The sequence below is a fragment of the Shewanella waksmanii genome (genome assembly GCF_043643685.1).
Taxonomy (GTDB): domain Bacteria; phylum Pseudomonadota; class Gammaproteobacteria; order Enterobacterales; family Shewanellaceae; genus Shewanella; species Shewanella waksmanii_A.
Genome location: NZ_JBHZSN010000001.1, coordinates 398,961 through 415,578 on the forward strand (window position 1 = coordinate 398,961; position 16,618 = coordinate 415,578).

At 45.0% G+C, this 16,618-nt stretch carries 15 protein-coding genes; 11 read left to right on the plus strand and 4 right to left on the minus strand.

Annotated elements, in window-relative coordinates; translation table 11 throughout:
- Positions 1–5: 5 nt before the first annotated feature.
- The 4 genes from ACHUFW_RS01775 to barA all read right to left on the minus strand — a co-directional run bounded on the left by ACHUFW_RS01775 (position 6) and on the right by barA (position 4,690).
- Positions 6–965: an AEC family transporter gene (locus tag ACHUFW_RS01775; RefSeq protein ID WP_394200270.1), complete on the minus strand. Its 960-nt coding sequence runs from the start codon at positions 963–965 to the stop codon at positions 6–8.
- Between the two features lie 77 nt (positions 966–1,042).
- The gene (locus ACHUFW_RS01780; RefSeq protein ID WP_394200271.1) at positions 1,043–1,291 is read right to left on the minus strand and encodes a DUF3319 domain-containing protein; all 249 of its coding nucleotides are present in this window, start codon (positions 1,289–1,291) and stop codon (positions 1,043–1,045) included.
- 32 nt (positions 1,292–1,323) lie between these two features.
- Positions 1,324–1,929: a YjaG family protein gene (locus tag ACHUFW_RS01785; RefSeq protein WP_394200272.1), complete on the minus strand. Its 606-nt coding sequence runs from the start codon at positions 1,927–1,929 to the stop codon at positions 1,324–1,326.
- The gene (gene barA / locus ACHUFW_RS01790) at positions 1,922–4,690 is read right to left on the minus strand and encodes a two-component sensor histidine kinase BarA (protein WP_463602302.1); all 2,769 of its coding nucleotides are present in this window, start codon (positions 4,688–4,690) and stop codon (positions 1,922–1,924) included. Before barA ends, ACHUFW_RS01785 begins: the two co-directional genes overlap by 8 nt.
- 118 nt (positions 4,691–4,808) lie before the next feature.
- Here barA and rlmD point away from each other — a divergent pair, with 118 nt between their 5' ends.
- The 11 genes from rlmD to ACHUFW_RS01845 all read left to right on the plus strand — a co-directional run bounded on the left by rlmD (position 4,809) and on the right by ACHUFW_RS01845 (position 16,591).
- A complete protein-coding gene (gene rlmD / locus ACHUFW_RS01795) occupies positions 4,809–6,137 on the plus strand; it encodes a 23S rRNA (uracil(1939)-C(5))-methyltransferase RlmD (protein WP_394200274.1) in 1,329 nt (442 codons plus the stop codon).
- A gap of 162 nt (positions 6,138–6,299) precedes the next feature.
- A complete protein-coding gene (relA, locus tag ACHUFW_RS01800; RefSeq protein WP_394200275.1) occupies positions 6,300–8,504 on the plus strand; it encodes a GTP diphosphokinase in 2,205 nt (734 codons plus the stop codon).
- Between the two features lie 29 nt (positions 8,505–8,533).
- Positions 8,534–9,331, plus strand: a complete 798-nt coding sequence (mazG, locus tag ACHUFW_RS01805) for a nucleoside triphosphate pyrophosphohydrolase (RefSeq protein ID WP_394200276.1) — start codon at positions 8,534–8,536, stop codon at positions 9,329–9,331.
- 109 nt (positions 9,332–9,440) lie between these two features.
- On the plus strand, positions 9,441–11,078 hold the full coding sequence (locus ACHUFW_RS01810; protein ID WP_394200277.1) for a CTP synthase: 1,638 nt from the start codon (positions 9,441–9,443) through the stop codon (positions 11,076–11,078).
- Between the two features lie 129 nt (positions 11,079–11,207).
- A complete protein-coding gene (eno, locus tag ACHUFW_RS01815; RefSeq protein WP_394200278.1) occupies positions 11,208–12,509 on the plus strand; it encodes a phosphopyruvate hydratase in 1,302 nt (433 codons plus the stop codon).
- Positions 12,510–12,616: 107 nt separating this feature from the next.
- The gene (ftsB, locus tag ACHUFW_RS01820; protein ID WP_394200279.1) at positions 12,617–12,916 is read left to right on the plus strand and encodes a cell division protein FtsB; all 300 of its coding nucleotides are present in this window, start codon (positions 12,617–12,619) and stop codon (positions 12,914–12,916) included.
- 33 nt (positions 12,917–12,949) lie between these two features.
- Entirely contained in the window at positions 12,950–13,654 is a 705-nt protein-coding gene (ispD, locus tag ACHUFW_RS01825) for a 2-C-methyl-D-erythritol 4-phosphate cytidylyltransferase (RefSeq protein ID WP_394200280.1), read from the plus strand.
- Positions 13,655–13,670: 16 nt separating this feature from the next.
- Positions 13,671–14,153, plus strand: a complete 483-nt coding sequence (gene ispF / locus ACHUFW_RS01830) for a 2-C-methyl-D-erythritol 2,4-cyclodiphosphate synthase (RefSeq protein WP_394200281.1) — start codon at positions 13,671–13,673, stop codon at positions 14,151–14,153.
- A gap of 4 nt (positions 14,154–14,157) precedes the next feature.
- Positions 14,158–15,213 (plus strand): tRNA pseudouridine(13) synthase TruD, encoded by a 1,056-nt coding sequence (gene truD, locus ACHUFW_RS01835; protein WP_394200282.1) that lies wholly within the window; start codon positions 14,158–14,160, stop codon positions 15,211–15,213.
- Entirely contained in the window at positions 15,210–15,959 is a 750-nt protein-coding gene (gene surE / locus ACHUFW_RS01840; RefSeq protein WP_394200283.1) for a 5'/3'-nucleotidase SurE, read from the plus strand. Before truD ends, surE begins: the two co-directional genes overlap by 4 nt.
- The gene (locus ACHUFW_RS01845; protein WP_394200284.1) at positions 15,956–16,591 is read left to right on the plus strand and encodes a protein-L-isoaspartate(D-aspartate) O-methyltransferase; all 636 of its coding nucleotides are present in this window, start codon (positions 15,956–15,958) and stop codon (positions 16,589–16,591) included. Before surE ends, ACHUFW_RS01845 begins: the two co-directional genes overlap by 4 nt.
- Positions 16,592–16,618 lie beyond the last annotated feature (27 nt).

Genomic DNA, 16,618 nt, shown 5'->3' on the forward strand with positions numbered 1-16,618 from the left:
TTCGCCTATCCCATCAATAACAGATGGTTGATTATAGGTAGCGTGATAAAACTTAGTAGTACACCTAAGGTAATTGCAATAGCACTGATACCTGCTTGAACATCATAGCGTTGAGCCAGTAAATAAACGCTTGCTGCGGTCGGTAGTGCCGCTAATAACACGCCCATGACCAACATTTGCGGTTCAACACCTAAGTAAACAAAGAAAAGATAAACCAGTAGCGGTTGCATAATGAGCTTAGCAAAATTAATTAAGCTCAGCTCAATAGTGGCGGATTTGGTGCTGACAGGTTTTTCTTTGCTGCCACCGCGCATGGCACCACTGAGTACCATACCAATAGCAAATAGGGCGCAGGGACTCGACGTCATGCCTATTTGCGTCAGAATTTGGCTTATGGCAACTGGTAAGGTGATATTCAATGCTGAAATTGCAGCGCCAATTGCACTACCGATAATAATTGGATTTTTAAACAAAGCTTCTAGGGCTGTGATCGTTGGGCGCTGGGTTTGGCCTTGGTGCAATGCAATAGAAACCAACACGATGGCGAACATGATCACAGATAATAAGCTGGCAATGGCTGCAGCAGTAAGTGCATTTTGTTGATCTGGGTAAAGCATCATCATTAGCGGAATACCAATGAACGAGGTATTGCCGAAGGTAGTGTTGAGCCCGCGTATTGCCGCCATGTCACCGCGCTTTGGGTGGGTGCGATAGGAGATAAAAATACTTAGCAAGTAGACACAGCCCATAGCCGCACTATATCCGAGTATAAAGCGCCATTGCATAATGTCTTTAAACTCGGTTTCTGCGAGCACAATTAACATAATCGCAGGGAAAGCAATATAGTAAACGTACTGATTAAGCACATCGGCAGTTTGTGCCGGTAATACTTTGATTCGGTCAGTAATAAAGCCCCACAACATCATGCCAAAGACCACGAACAGCGGTGTGAAAATTGGACTCATTACAAATCACCTTATTTTTTATCGAACAACTTATGAAGATTATCAGCTTGTTTTATTCAAGCCCATTAGGCCTAAGTTTAACGACGTTGAGATGATATTTTCGTGCGCTGAGGCTGACTTTGGCCACTTGCATTGGTGGCAACTTTGTCGGTTAATAGGCTTGTGCGTAGCTCAGGTAAAACACCAAGTTGCTGATAAAACTCAATTTGCCTTCTAAGTTCAAACAAGGAGCCGATCCTTTGTTGCTCACCAATGGTGAGCTTCCAAGAATCGGTGTTACCTTGGCTGTTGGTCAGGATATACCCTTGGTAAATCAATTTTTTCATGGTGGGCTAAAATCGTGGACTAATGATCCAAGTTAATTGGCGCTGACTTCAATACCAATGTTAGAAACGCCCGCTTGAACAATCTCTTTACGCAGCGCTTTGATAAACTCAGGCGCCATTTTTGGGTTGTCTTCGACAATATCCAGTAATGATGATTGTAGGGTTTTCTCCTCTACCATCACCGGATGATTGAAAATCAAATCATCCAAAGCTGCTTCGTTCAACTCATCTTCCAAAGTTGCTTCGATATAGTTCGCGACGGTTGCTGATGACAACTTACTGATGTTGATAATGTCATCTTCGACCTTGCTTTGCAGGGCGCTGAGCAAAGAGGTCAGCGCGACGGCAGCATCCATTGCAGGGTAAACACCGTAGACATCAAAGTCGCTTGGCTCTGGAGTATTGAGATCAAGGCGTTCAAGGTATACATCAATATTGAGTTTTAGCTTGCGGTCATACATCGACTGCCATAATAAATTTAGCGTGGTATCCAGCACTTGTGGGTCACCAAACTCACACACTTCAGCAAAGAGTTGGTAGTTGGGGTACATGCGTTGACACAGGGCGATGGCAAACAGTTTTTTCTGTTCGGGAGATAATGCTTTTAATCTTTTGAAAAAACCGGGCTTATTACTCATTAAGGATACCTGTTGAGAACTGGGATATAACTTGATTAGCTGCAGATTCTACCTTAGAAAGCTCATCAAGTAACTCTAGTATTTCAGGTTCAATACTTTCTATTGCATCACCACGTTTTAATGCTGACTCTATTTCCTGACACAAGCGTTGTAGCGTTGGTACACCGCTGTAGCAACAGGCGCCATGAAGTTTATGCACATGGGTAACCATTTGCTGGCTATCTAACTCATCAAGGGCGTGCTGCAGCAGTTGAGTTGTTGCCGGTATGGAGTCAGCCAGCATTTGCAACATTTCTAAGGCGAGATCTGATTTACCGTTTGCTTGGGTCAAACACAGTTCCCAGTTTAAGGTATTTTGATCATAGTGAGTGAACGTCGGGCGACTCTTCCAGCGACTGATAACACTGCGCAGTGCTGCTTCATCGATGGGTTTGGGTAAATAGCCATCCATGCCACTTTGGGTAATGCGTTCACGTTCTTCAGCAATCGCATGGGCGGTCACGGCAATAATGGGGGTATTGCGGTTGCGCGATTGCTCTCTTATCTGTTTTGTGGCGCTAATACCATCTGTGCCGGGCATTTGAATATCCATGAAAATAAGGTCAAATACATGTTCACTGGCTAGATTGACCGCACCTTGGCCGCTATCGATAACGGTGACATGGGCAACAATCTCTTTTAACAAGGTATCGATTAGTTTCAAGTTAGCGGGATTATCGTCGACGGCCAATACACTTAGGGGTTCTCGACTTGTTGATTCGTTAACTGCTTCACTAAGCTGCGCTGGCGCCAGAGGTTCTTTATGGGGATTAACCAGCGCGCGGGCAAGGCTACGCTCAGTAACTGGCGCCTGAACGATGATATCAACATAGCGTTGAATTTGTCTGATTTGTTCATCAGCATTGAAGTTGCTGGACAGGTATATTAGGTTGTCTGTATGGGCGCGTATATTACGCAGTGGCACAGAAACATCTTTTATCTCGTTAAAACTATTGCAACCAACGATAGCGTAATCGAATGTTAAAGCTCGCTGAGTAAGGTAATTATCAAGCTGTTGTTGTGAAGTTACATTGGTTATCTGCATATCCCAGTAGGTCATTAACCCCGTCAGCATGGTATTGGTGAGAATTCTAGGCTCAAATAACAGTACCTGTTTGCCGGCGATAGCTTCAATATCAATCGGCTGACTTATTGGATATTGGCTTAACTCCAGAGGTAGCGTAAACCAGAATGTTGAACCGTGATTAATTTTTGAATTACAACCAATGTGACCGCCCATCCTATTAATTAGGCGTTTAGTGATTATCAGTCCCAGGCCTGTGCCGCCAAAACGGCGTGATATTGATGAATCCGCTTGGCCGAATGCTTGGAATAGTAGCTCTTGTTGCTGCTCTTCAATACCAATGCCAGTGTCGGTCACCTCACAGCGGATGTTGAGTTTTTCAGCGTCGAGATCCAGTAAGCGCATTTTTATTTGCACCGAGCCTTGGTCGGTAAACTTAATGGCGTTGCCAACAAGGTTAGTGAGCACCTGACTGACCCGTAGCGCATCGCCATTAAGGTTGTCGACAATCTCAGGGTCGATATCAATAACCAACTCCAGATCTTTTTCTCTGGCACTGTTAGTTAGCAGTGATAGGGTGTCATCGACCACTTCGCGAAGCGAGAATGGCATGTTTTCTAAAACCATCTTGCCAGCTTCTAATTTGGAGAAATCTAGAATGTCGTTAATGATACCCAGTAGGTTCGTCGCGCTTTTTTCGATGGTTTTAATGTAGTCTTGCTGACTGGCGTGTAATGGGGTTTTAAGTAACTGTTTCGCGAAACCAATCACACCGTTTAGCGGCGTTCGAAGCTCATGGGACATATTGGCTAAGAACTCTGATTTAATACGGCTCGCTTCCTGAGCACGTTTTTTAGCTAAATCTAACTCGACGTTCTGAATCTCAATTTGCTCAAGCGTTTCTCTTAAATCCGATGTGGCTTGGTCAATATTTTGCTGCATTTCATCGTGATATTCCGACAAGGAACCTGCCATGGCGTTAATACCACGTTTGAGCAAATCAAGCTCACCAATGAGGTTGCCATGTACTCGGGTGTCCAGCTTACCCTCGCGGATTTTCGCCACCACTCGCACCATTTCGGTAATTGGGTGGGTAACGTTTTTAACCAGCCTGAAGGTAAACAGTAGGTTTAATTGCACCCCAATTAACACAATAATAAAGGCGGCCACTGCGGCGCGATGTTGTTGCAGTAGTGCGTTTTCTTTATTGATTAATACCGCGATATAGCCAAGGCGTTGTTGGTTAAGATCTTGATTGTCAGGAGCGGCGATAAGTTGGCGTTGGCTTGAGAAAATCGGGCTGCGCATAATTAAACTGTCACCCACTTGCTCAAGCTCGGTACGTAATAGTGACTCCATTGGCTGGCTATAACGCATAAACTCATGGCTTTTATAATGATGTGACGTCACCATGACGCGATTATTGGTGTCAAAAATGGCAATAAATTGCACTAGATCCGATTTATTGAGTTGTGCTGAGGTGATTAATCGCTTTGTGGTTTCAAAGTCTTTACTCTCTAGGCCGATTTCAGCGGCAATCGCCAGCGGCTCGATGATATTGCCACCTTGTTCAATCAGTGTTTCTTCGAGCTCATAAAAGCGATTTATGGTAAAGTAGCTGCCGAGTAAAATGCCTACCAGAATGGTTGGGGCTAAAGCTAACACCAGTACCCAAGATCGCAGGCTATATTTGGTCATGTGTTCGGCATTATTCATTGCATTCGGTGGCTTAAATCGATAGATCACATTTAGGTTACATTAGAATGGCAGATATAGGGCTGTCTTGGCCAGTATTTTTATCGTTTTAGAGGCCACAATGGCACAATTTTTTAAAGCAAAACCAAATAGCTCCAAGCAGTTATCCACTAAGCTCACATTAGATGTCACCGATTTAGATCATTTAGGTCAAGGTATCGCACATCATCAAGGCAAGGTGGTTTTCATTGCCGGTGCTTTGCCAGGCGAGCAAGTATTAGTGCAGCTAGTTGAACAAAAAAAGCGTTATAGTCGCGGCAAATTATTAAGGGTACTAACGCCAGCTAAGCAGCGCATCAAGCCGGCTTGTCGTCATTATCAGCAATGTGGTGGCTGCGATCTGCAACACTTCGAATTGGATGGCCAGCGTCAATATAAAGCCAAAGCGCTCTCTGCGCTGATTGAGAAAATGGGACAAACCCAAGTTGCCAACCAAGCCGAGCCGCTAGTTGGTGAGGAGTTTGGCTATCGCCGCCGAGCTCGCTTAGCCAGTCATTATCAAAAAGACACAGGTAAGTTGACCTTAGGCTTCAGAGCTAAATCGAGTGATAAAGTGGTTAGTATTGAGCAGTGTCCTGTGCTTGATGAGCGTTTGTCGCAATTGATCACCCCTCTAAGCGAGCAACTTAATCGCCTTAATTTAAAGAAGCACCTAGGTCATGTTGAGCTTTTTGCGGTGGAAAGTGGTTTATATGTGGTGCTTCGCGTCACCAAAACGGTGAAGGATAAAGAACTTAGCTTGTTAACCGAATTTGCTCAACGCCATGATGTTAGCTTGATATTGTTGGGTGACACTGGAGTCGTTGCGCGTATTAATGATGATGGCAATGCGCCCCATTATCGATTGGGTGAGCTTAATCTGGCGTTTTCACCTGGCAACTTTATTCAGGTCAACCGCGAGGTAAACCAAGCGATGGTTGCTAAAGCCGTTGATTGGCTGGCACCTCAGCCTGGCGAGCGTATTTTAGATCTGTTTTGTGGCGTTGGAAACTTTAGCCTTCCCCTTGCGCAAACCGGTGCAGAGGTGATTGCGGTTGAAGGTGTGCCAGCAATGGTGGAACAAGGGCGTATCAATGCCCAGCGTAATGGCATCGATAATGTGACTTTTCATCATGCTGATTTAAGTGCCGACATTTCCCAAGAAACTTGGCTTGGTAAAGTAGATAAAATGCTGCTTGATCCAGCCAGAGCCGGCGCTTTTGAATCATTACAATGGCTTAAGAAAATGATGCCACAGCGGGTGGTTTATGTTTCTTGCAATCCAGCTAGCCTTGCGAGAGATAGTCAACCGTTAACGCAGCAGGGGTATAAACTTACTCAGTTAGCGTTAATCGATATGTTTCCGCAAACACACCATATTGAAGCGATTGCCATGTTCGAATTGAATTAATTTATCCAATTCTGCCTAAATGAACATTTTGTCAGCTTTTGTTAATTGACAATGGTCGGGGAATGCTGAATATAGAACATTCTCAATCGTGGCGTTGAGTTTTAGCGGTGGCGAGTAACGTCACCTTAGGTGCAAATTTGCAATTAAAAGGACATTGAATAGATGGTATCTGTTAGAGAAGCACATTTTAGTGATGCCGATTTTCAGTTAAGTGAATGGGTCGATCGTTACATCAACGATACGGACGATGCCAAGACCTTGCTGGAATTGATTAAACAGATCGAAGCTATTGCAACTAAAGCGGGTCAGTCGAGTCCGATCTTGAGTCAACGCGCTCGAGAAATGATTGAAATTTTGGCACCGCTGAATATGGATATCGAAACGCTGCAAGCTGCGGTGATCTTCGTGATTTTTGATGCAGAAATTATCGACGCAGAGCAGCTAGAAACCTTATTCGGAAAGAAACTGGCAACCTTAGTGAATAGTGTTGTCACCATGGATGCCATTGGGGCATTGAAGGTCAATCAAAACTCCCGTAGCGCTGAGCCACAAATTGATAATATCCGAAAGATGTTGTTGGCGATGGTTGAGGATGTCAGAGCGGTTGTGATTAAGCTTGCTGAGCGTATTTGCCTGCTGCGCGAAGTGAAAAATGCCGATGAAGAAACACGGGTATTATTGGCTCGTGAAATTGCAGAAATTTATGCACCTTTGGCTAACCGTCTCGGGATCGGTCAATTAAAGTGGGAACTGGAAGATATCTCGTTTCGTTACTTACACCCGCAAACCTATAAAGATATTGCCAAACAACTTGATGGTAAGCGTTTAGACCGCGAAACCTACATTGATGACTTCGTTAACCAGCTGCAAACACGATTAGACAACGATCATATTCGTGCCAAAGTCTATGGCCGCCCAAAGCACATATATAGCATTTGGAAAAAAATGCAGGGTAAACAGTTAAAGTTTGATGAACTGTTTGATGTTCGTGCGGTGCGGATTGTGACAGACCGTCTACAAGACTGTTATGGCGCGTTGGGGGTTGTCCATACCCTATGGCATCATATTCCCAAAGAGTTTGACGATTACGTTGCTAACCCTAAGCCCAATGGTTATCAGTCAATTCATACCATTGTTGTTGGCCCAGAAGGCAAGACGGTTGAGATTCAAATTCGTACCGAACAGATGCATGAAGATGCCGAGCTCGGCGTGGCTGCGCACTGGAAATACAAAGAAGGGAGCAGCGGCAAGCAGAGCGGCTACGAAGAGAAAATTAATTGGCTACGTAAGATTCTGCAATGGCAGGAAGATGTGGCCGAAAGTGGCAACCTAGTTGAAGAGGTTCGCAGTCAGGTATTTGAAGACCGAGTTTATGTATTTACCCCAAGCGGTGAGGTGATTGATTTACCGCTAGGTTCCACTGTGTTGGATTTTGCTTATTACATTCACTCTCATGTAGGGCATAAGTGTATTGGCGCCAAGGTAGATGGCCGCATCGTACCGTTTACTTATCAGGTGGAAACCGGAGAGCGGGTTGAAATTATTACCTCCAAACAGCCTAACCCGAAACGTGATTGGCTAAACCCTAACTTAGGCTACATTCGCTCATCACGGGCTCGTTCAAAGATTCAGCATTGGTTTAAACAGCAAGATAGAGACAAAAATATTGTTGCTGGCCGTGAAATGTTAGAGAACGAATTGGCTCGCGGCGGTTTTAAGCTTAAAGATGCACAATCGGCTGTTGAACGATTCAATATGGTCACAATGGATGACCTATTGGCTGGCATTGGTGGTGGTGATGTTCGCCTCAATCAAGTGGTTAACCATGTGCAGTCGCGGATGCGTGCAAACGAAATTAGCGACGAAGATGTGGTTGAGGATCTTGTTAAGAAAAGCACCTCGAAACCGGTTAAGAAAGGTAAAGGCCAGGTAGAAGTGAACGGTGTGGGTAATTTAATGAGCCACATTGCTAAATGTTGCCAGCCTGTGCCGGGGGATGAAATTTTTGGCTTTATTACTAAGGGAAGGGGGATCTCGGTTCATCGAGCCGATTGTGAGCAAGTCAAAGAGCTGATGCGTGTCCACCCTGAGCGTGCTGTTGACGTGGTTTGGGGCGAGAATTATTCCGGTGGTTATAAGATTAAAATCCGTATTCTTGCCAATGACCGTAGCGGTTTATTAAGGGACTTAACCTCAGTATTAGCGGCCGAGAAGTCCAACGTGTTGGCGATGAGTTCATCTTCCGATGTGAAAACACAAACGGCGATTATTGAGATTGAGCTGGAGTTATATAACTTAGATGGCTTATCCCGTGTTATCACTAAATTGGCGCAAGTCGAAGGTGTCAGTGAAGCGCGTCGATTGTAATAAACCTGCTTGAATTAAGGGAAGCCACTATGGCACATAACGTTGAACAGTTATTGTCTATCATGGAAAAGCTGCGAGATCCTGATACGGGTTGTCCTTGGGATAAAGCGCAATCATTTTCCAGCATTGTGCCATTTACTATCGAAGAAGCTTATGAAGTGGCCGATGCGATAGAGCGCATGGATATGGCTGAGTTACCCAGTGAGTTGGGTGACTTGTTATTTCAGGTAGTGTTCTACTGTCAGCTTGGTAAAGAAGCGGGGCTATTTGATTTTAGTGATGTAGTGGCGCAAATAAGCGATAAGTTAATCCGCCGTCATCCCCATGTATTTGCCGGTATTGCTGCAGCTGACAGTGACCAAGTTAAAGCAAGCTGGGAAACGATAAAGTCTGGGGAGCGCAGGCAGCGTCAGTTGCATTCAGTATTAGATGATGTGCCAAATGCATTACCCGCGTTAAAACGAGCCGCAAAAATTCAAAAACGTGTTGCGCGAGTCGGCTTTGACTGGGATGAACTCGACCCAGTGGTTGCGAAAATTCATGAAGAAGTGGATGAAGTGCTTGTTGAAGTTAATGCAACACATCGTGACCAAGATAAAGTGGTAGATGAAATGGGCGATCTGCTGTTTGCTGTGGTCAATCTTGCCCGTCACTTGAAGGTTGATCCAGAGCAGGCGCTGCGCTTAGCCAATAGTAAGTTCGAACGTCGCTTTCGGGGCGTTGAGCAGTTGGCTTCACAAAGTAATAAGCCTATGGAGCAGCATAGTCTTGAAGAGCTAGATCGATACTGGCAACAAGTCAAGCAACAAGAAGCAGTAAAAAGCTAAAAATTATCGCTTAACCTATTTGTCGAAGTGAACTGGCTTTGTTATAATATTGCCCCGTCCTAGTGCTTTCATACAAGCACATATTTCAACTCATTTTCTCAGGTTCAGCATGACTACAAGGTATATCTTCGTTACTGGTGGCGTGGTTTCATCACTAGGTAAAGGCATTGCAGCAGCATCATTAGCGGCAATTTTAGAGGCTAGAGGCCTTAACGTAACCATTATGAAGCTGGATCCGTATATTAACTTGGATCCAGGTACCATGAGCCCAACTCAGCACGGTGAAGTATTCGTGACTGAAGATGGCGCTGAAACTGATTTAGACTTAGGTCACTACGAGCGTTTCATCCGTACTAAAATGAATCGTCGTAATAACTTCACCACTGGTCGTATTTACGAAGAAGTGCTTCGTAAAGAGCGTCGTGGTGATTACCTAGGTGCAACGATTCAGGTTATTCCTCACATCACCAATGCAATCAAAGAAAAAGTGATTGAAGGTGGTGAAGGCCATGATGTCGCTATCGTTGAGATTGGTGGCACCGTAGGTGATATTGAATCATTGCCATTCCTAGAGTCAATTCGTCAATTAGGTGTTGAACTGGGACGTGACCGCACCTTATTTATGCATTTGACCTTAGTGCCATTCTTGGGCGCTGCAGGTGAAGTGAAAACCAAACCTACTCAACACTCAGTTAAAGAACTGCGTTCAATTGGTATTGCGCCAGATGTACTGGTTTGTCGTGGTGACCGTGCTATTCCTGCGAATGAAAAGGCGAAAATCTCGCTATTTTGTAACGTAGAAGAACGTGCCGTTATTTCACTAAAAGATGTTGATAGTATTTATAAGATTCCTGCTCTGCTTAAAGCACAAGGTCTAGATGAACTAGTAACTCAGCGTTTCGGCCTAACTTGTAAAGATGCTGATCTGCACGAGTGGGAGCAAGTTATTTACCAAGAAGCCAATCCAACAGGTGAAATTACCATTGGTATGGTAGGTAAGTACATTGAACTACCTGATGCTTATAAGTCAGTAAACGAAGCGTTAAAGCACGCAGGCCTATTTAACCGCGTATCAGTCAATATTAAATATATTGATTCTCAAACCGTGGAAGCCAAAGGCGATGAAGTGCTTGAAGGACTTGACGGTATATTAGTTCCTGGTGGCTTTGGTGAGCGTGGTGTTGAGGGTAAGATTTATGCGGCTAAGTATGCTCGTGAGAACAACTTACCTTACTTCGGTATCTGCTTAGGTATGCAAGTTGCCTTGATTGAGTTTGCTCGTCATGTGGCAGGCCTTGAAGGCGCGCATTCAACAGAATTTAATAAAGAAACGCCACACCCAGTTGTTGGTTTGATCACTGAGTGGATTGATGGCGAAGGCAATGTAGAGCAGCGCCATGAAGCGTCTGACTTAGGTGGAACAATGCGTCTAGGTGCGCAGTTATGTCACCTAAAAGAAGGCACTAAAGCTGCTGAAGCTTATAAGGGTGCAACCTGTGTTGAGCGTCACCGTCACCGTTATGAAGTGAACAATGGCTATAGAGAAAGATTAGAAAAAGCTGGCTTAGTATTTAGTGGTCTATCATCAGATCGCCAGCTAGTTGAAATGATCGAGCTGCCAAATCACCCATGGTTTGTTGCTGGTCAATTCCACCCTGAATTTACATCGACCCCACGTGATGGTCAGCCGCTATTTGAAGGCTTTGTTGCCGCGGCTGTAGCCTATCAAAAACGTGACCTAGGGTAACGATACTGACCAAACCGCTTCCGTGATACGGAGGCGGTTTTTTTGTTCTTGTCAGGTAAATTCAGCTGCACCTATTTTAGTTTTATTTTATTTTTCAATTTATTTTTTAAACTTAAAGTCGAGGAAATTATGGCTAAAATTATTAACGTTATCGGTCGCGAAATCATGGATTCTCGTGGTAATCCAACCGTTGAAGCTGAAGTTCACTTAGAAGGTGGTCTTATCGGTATGGCGGCTGCGCCATCGGGAGCATCTACTGGTTCGCGCGAAGCGTTAGAGTTACGCGATGGTGATAAAGCGCGTTACTTAGGTAAAGGTGTATTAAAAGCGGTAGAAGCGGTTAATGGCCCTATTGCTGAAGCGCTAAAAGGTAAAGACGCTACTGCTCAAGCTGAACTTGATCAAATCATGATTGATTTAGACGGTACAGAGAATAAAGCAAAGTTCGGTGCTAACGCGATTCTAGCGGTATCACTAGCAGCAGCTAAAGCGGCAGCAGCTTATAAGCAAGTACCACTTTATGCACATATTGCTGACCTAAACGGCACGCCAGGTGTTTACTCTATGCCACTACCAATGATGAACATCATCAATGGCGGTGAGCATGCTGATAACTCTGTCGACATTCAAGAGTTCATGATCCAGCCTGTTGGCGCGGCTAATTTCCGTGAAGGTCTACGCATGGGCGCTGAAGTATTCCACAGCCTAGCAAAAGTACTTAAAGCGGGTGGTCATTCAACTGCAGTGGGTGATGAGGGTGGTTTCGCGCCTAACCTTGAATCAAATGAAGCTGCGCTTGTTGCGATCAAAGAAGCTGTTGCCAATGCAGGTTATGAGCTAGGTAAAGATATTACTTTAGCGATGGACTGTGCAGCATCTGAGTTCTACGACAAAGAAGCCAATATTTACGACTTGAAAGGTGAAGGTAAGAAGTTTACCTCTGAAGAGTTTAACTTCTTCTTAAAAGATCTGACTGAGCAATATCCTATTGTTTCAATCGAAGATGGTCTTGATGAGTCTGATTGGGACGGTTTTGCTCACCAAACTAAACTGCTAGGTGACAAGATTCAATTAGTCGGTGACGATCTGTTTGTCACTAACACTAAGATTTTAAAGCGCGGCATCGACAACGGTATTGCTAACTCTATCTTGATTAAGTTCAACCAGATCGGTTCGCTTACTGAAACTTTAGCTGCAATTAAGATGGCTAAAGATGCTGGCTTTACAGCGGTTATCTCTCATCGTAGCGGCGAAACCGAAGATGCAACCATTGCTGATTTAGCAGTAGGTACTGCAGCGGGTCAAATCAAAACGGGTTCATTGAGCCGTAGTGACCGTGTTGCTAAGTACAACCAGCTTCTTCGTATTGAAGAGCAGTTAGGTGAAAAAGCACCTTACCGCGGCCTTAAAGAAGTGAAAGGTCAAGCTTAAAAAATTGCAGTTTTGCAGATAAAATTAAAAAGGCCGCCACTTGGTGGCCTTTTTTGTTGTAATATCAGAGCAATGAACTTTTCACCTTCGGAATCGTCTATCTATCCATGAAACGCGTGCTAGTGTTACTGCTGTTGTTACTTAGTCTATTACAATATCGGCTATGGTTCGGTAGCAATAGCTTGCCAGAAACTTTTCATCTGCAAGAGCAGATAACCTTGCAACAACAAAGCAATGCCAAGTTAGTTGAGCGCAATCAGATTTTGAAAGAAGAGATTAATGATCTGCGTAGCGGCACTGAGGCTTTGGAAGAGCGAGCTCGCAACGAGCTTGGGATGGTCAAACAAGGCGAGACATTTTTCAGGGTCGTGGGTGGCCAGCAGCGTAATTTATCTGATGCCAAATAACCTAGGGCATCTCGTTAACTAAGAGCACAATAGATGAAGTTAATTGACACCAACGTGGTGGCGATTGTCCCTGCCGCAGGTATTGGCAGCCGAATGGGGGCGGAAATTCCCAAGCAATATTTGCAATTAAACGGCCAAAGTATTTTGGCACATACGTTAGATTGCCTGCTGTCACATCCCAAAGTTACTCAGGTGATTGTCGCGCTGCACCCTGATGATAAATTTTTCCCACAATTAAGCCAAGCAAGCCACCCTAAGTTACAGATCACCCAAGGCGGTAAAGAGCGCGCAGACTCTGTGCTTGCTGCATTGTCGCTTTGTCAAAGCGATGTGTGGGCATTAGTCCATGACGCCGCAAGGCCCTGTTTAACTCATGGCGATATTGATAAGCTTATTGACGCTAGGCAAGAATTTCCCCAGGGCGCGATATTAGGCGCGCCAGTGCGAGACACCATGAAACGGACAACCGATGATGGCACTATTTGCCAGACGGTTGATCGACAATTGTTATGGCATGCTTTGACACCGCAGTTATTTCCGGCCGGCCAGCTTGCGCAAAATCTACGCAGCGGCTTAGCAAGTGGCGCGTTGATAACCGATGAAGCATCAGCGATGGAGCTTGCCGGAGTGAGTCCCGGTATTGTGACCGGACGAACTGATAATATTAAGGTGACGCATCCTGATGATCTCGGCTTAGCTGGCTTGTTTCTTAACGCCATTGAACAGCAATCCTCATAATAGAGAATAGATAAAGATGAATATTAGAATCGGCCATGGTTTTGATGTACATAAGTTTGGTGGCGAGTTGCCACTAATACTGGGTGGCGTTGAAGTGCCCTATGATACTGGCTTAGTCGCCCACTCCGATGGTGACGTTGTATTACACGCTATTAGTGATGCTGTCCTTGGGGCAATGGCATTGGGTGATATTGGCAAGCATTTTCCTGATACGGATCCAGATTTTAAAGGGGCTGACAGTCGTGTTTTATTACGTCACTGTTATCAGCTCGCTCAGCAGCAAGGATTTGTGATTGGAAACCTTGATGTCACTATCATCGCCCAAGCGCCAAAAATGCTACCTCATATTGAGGCAATCCGCACGGTACTTGCGCAAGACCTACAAGCGGATGTCGGCCAAATCAATGTTAAAGCCACCACGACAGAAAAGTTAGGTTTTACTGGACGAAAAGAGGGCATTGCAGTCGAAGCCGTGGTGCTGATGGTTGCAAAAGGATAGTTTGATGTCTGATCTCGCTTATTTACACGGCCAGCCCACGGCTACCGCTGACATTCGTACCTGTAACGCTGATTTTATCGTGCAGGAAATTTTACCATTTTTGCCTTGTGGAGAAGGTGAGCACCATCTGCTTCATATTCGCAAAGATGGATTAAATAGTGCTGATGTCGCCAAAAAAATCTCAAGCTTTGCCGGTGTTCATCCTAAAGAGGTGACCCTTGCAGGTCAAAAGGATAAACACGCAATTACTGAGCAATGGTTTGGGGTAAGAATTCCAGGTAAGGAAACGCCGGATTGGCAAGGGCTTAACAGTGACCAAATTACCGTATTGGAAAGCGGTCGCCATTTGAAAAAGCTCCGTACCGGTGCGCTTTCGGGAAACCGCTTTAGCATCACTTTACGTCAGGTCAGTGATATTGATGCGGTTATCAAACGCTTTGAGCTGGTTAAGCAACAAGGGGTGCCTAACTACTTTGGTGAGCAGCGTTTTGGCAATAACGGTAAAAACCTGGTGATGGGCCGTCAAATGTTGGCGGGCAAAAAAGTAAAGGATAGGAATAAACGTAGTTTCTATTTGTCCGCGGTTCGTTCCAATTTGTTTAATCAGCATGTTTCCCAGCGGATAGGTCGCCATGGGTTGACGAGATTGGCGGGAGACTGCGTAATGCTGGCGGGCAGTCGCAGTTATTTTGTCGCACAGCAATGGGACCAAGAGCTTACTAACCGTTTGGAAACCGAAGATATTTTATTATCTTGTCCGTTATGGGGGCGTGGCAGTGCTTTAGCGCAAGATCAAGCAGCTGAATTTGAACTAAATGTTGCACAGCAGTATGAGGAAGATTGTCTTGGGCTTGAGAAAGCGGGTTTAAATCAAGAGCGCCGAATGATGATCTTAAAACCCGAGCAACTCGCCTATCAAGTGACTGACGATACTGTGGTATTAAAGTTTGCCTTACCTGCTGGTTGTTTTGCCACATCAGTATTACGCGAGCTTGTTGATTATCAAGATGTGACTAGTCGCGAACGTCAACAGAAGCTGCAAGATGGTACAGCATCATGATTAAGATATTAGTAAGCAATGATGATGGTGTTACGGCCCCAGGTATTATCGCGCTCACTGAATCTTTGTCGGCCGATTTTGAGGTAATGACCGTTGGGCCTGATCGCAATTGCTCTGGCGCGAGTAATTCGTTAACCTTGACCAACCCTTTAAGAATTAATAGGTTAGAAAGTGGGTCCATTGCTGTAAATGGCACTCCCACAGATTGTGTTCATTTAGCTATTCGCGAACTTTATGATACTGAACCCAACATGGTAGTTTCAGGGATTAATGCGGGAGCGAATATGGGCGATGATACCTTGTATTCAGGTACAGTTGCGGCCGCAATGGAAGGGCGTTTTCTAGGTTTACCCGCAATGGCAATCTCACTGGTGGGTAAAAATTTGCAGCATTATGCGACTGCGGCATATTACGCCAATAAACTCGTCAAGCGGCTGATAACGCATCCGATTGCCCAGGACCAAATTCTGAATGTTAATGTGCCTGATTTGCCTTTGAGTGAAATCAAAGGTGTGCAGGTGACAAGGCTTGGCGCCAGACATAGAGCTGAAGGGATGGTGCGTACTACAGATCCGGCTGGTAAAGAGATTTTTTGGCTTGGGCCACCTGGAGAAGAGCAGGACGCTAGCGAAGGAACCGACTTTTACGCGGTGGCTAATGGTTATGTATCGATTACACCATTAACTGTCGATTTAACCGCGTTTGAACAGATCAAAAAAATGCAGCAATGGATAGATAAACTATGAATGGGGTAGCAACAGCATCGGCACTTAATTTGGCCAAACGACTTGCTGAGGCCGGTATTGTGAACCAATCGGTATTGACCGCTGTGTCTCGTACGCCCAGAGAACTATTTTTAGATCCGGCATTGGGGCATAAGGCCTATGAAAATACCGCATTGCCCATTGGCCAAGGGCAAACGATATCGCAGCCCTATATTGTGGCGAGAATGACGGAGCTGTTGTTAGAGAAGCAACCCAGCAAGGTGCTTGAGATTGGTACAGGGTCTGGTTACCAAGCCGCCATTTTGGCCCAGCTGGTTGACCAGCTTTGCACGGTTGAGCGAATTAAGGCGTTACAGATCCAAGCGCGCCAACGCTTAAAGCGTCTGGACTTGCATAATGTGTCGTTTAAGTATGGTGATGGTTGGAAAGGTTGGGCTAATAAAGGTCCTTTTGATGCGATTATGGTGACGGCTGCTGCTAGTCAGATACCGCAAGCGTTATTAGCGCAACTGGCTGAAGGCGGGGTATTGATTATCCCAGTAGGTGAACAAACACAACAATTATTAAAAGTAACGCGACAGCAAGGGCAGTTTTTATCTGAGATCATTGAAATGGTAAATTTTGTCCCCTTAGTTAATGGCGAATTAGCTTAAGTTTGATAGTGATTTAATTATTGGATT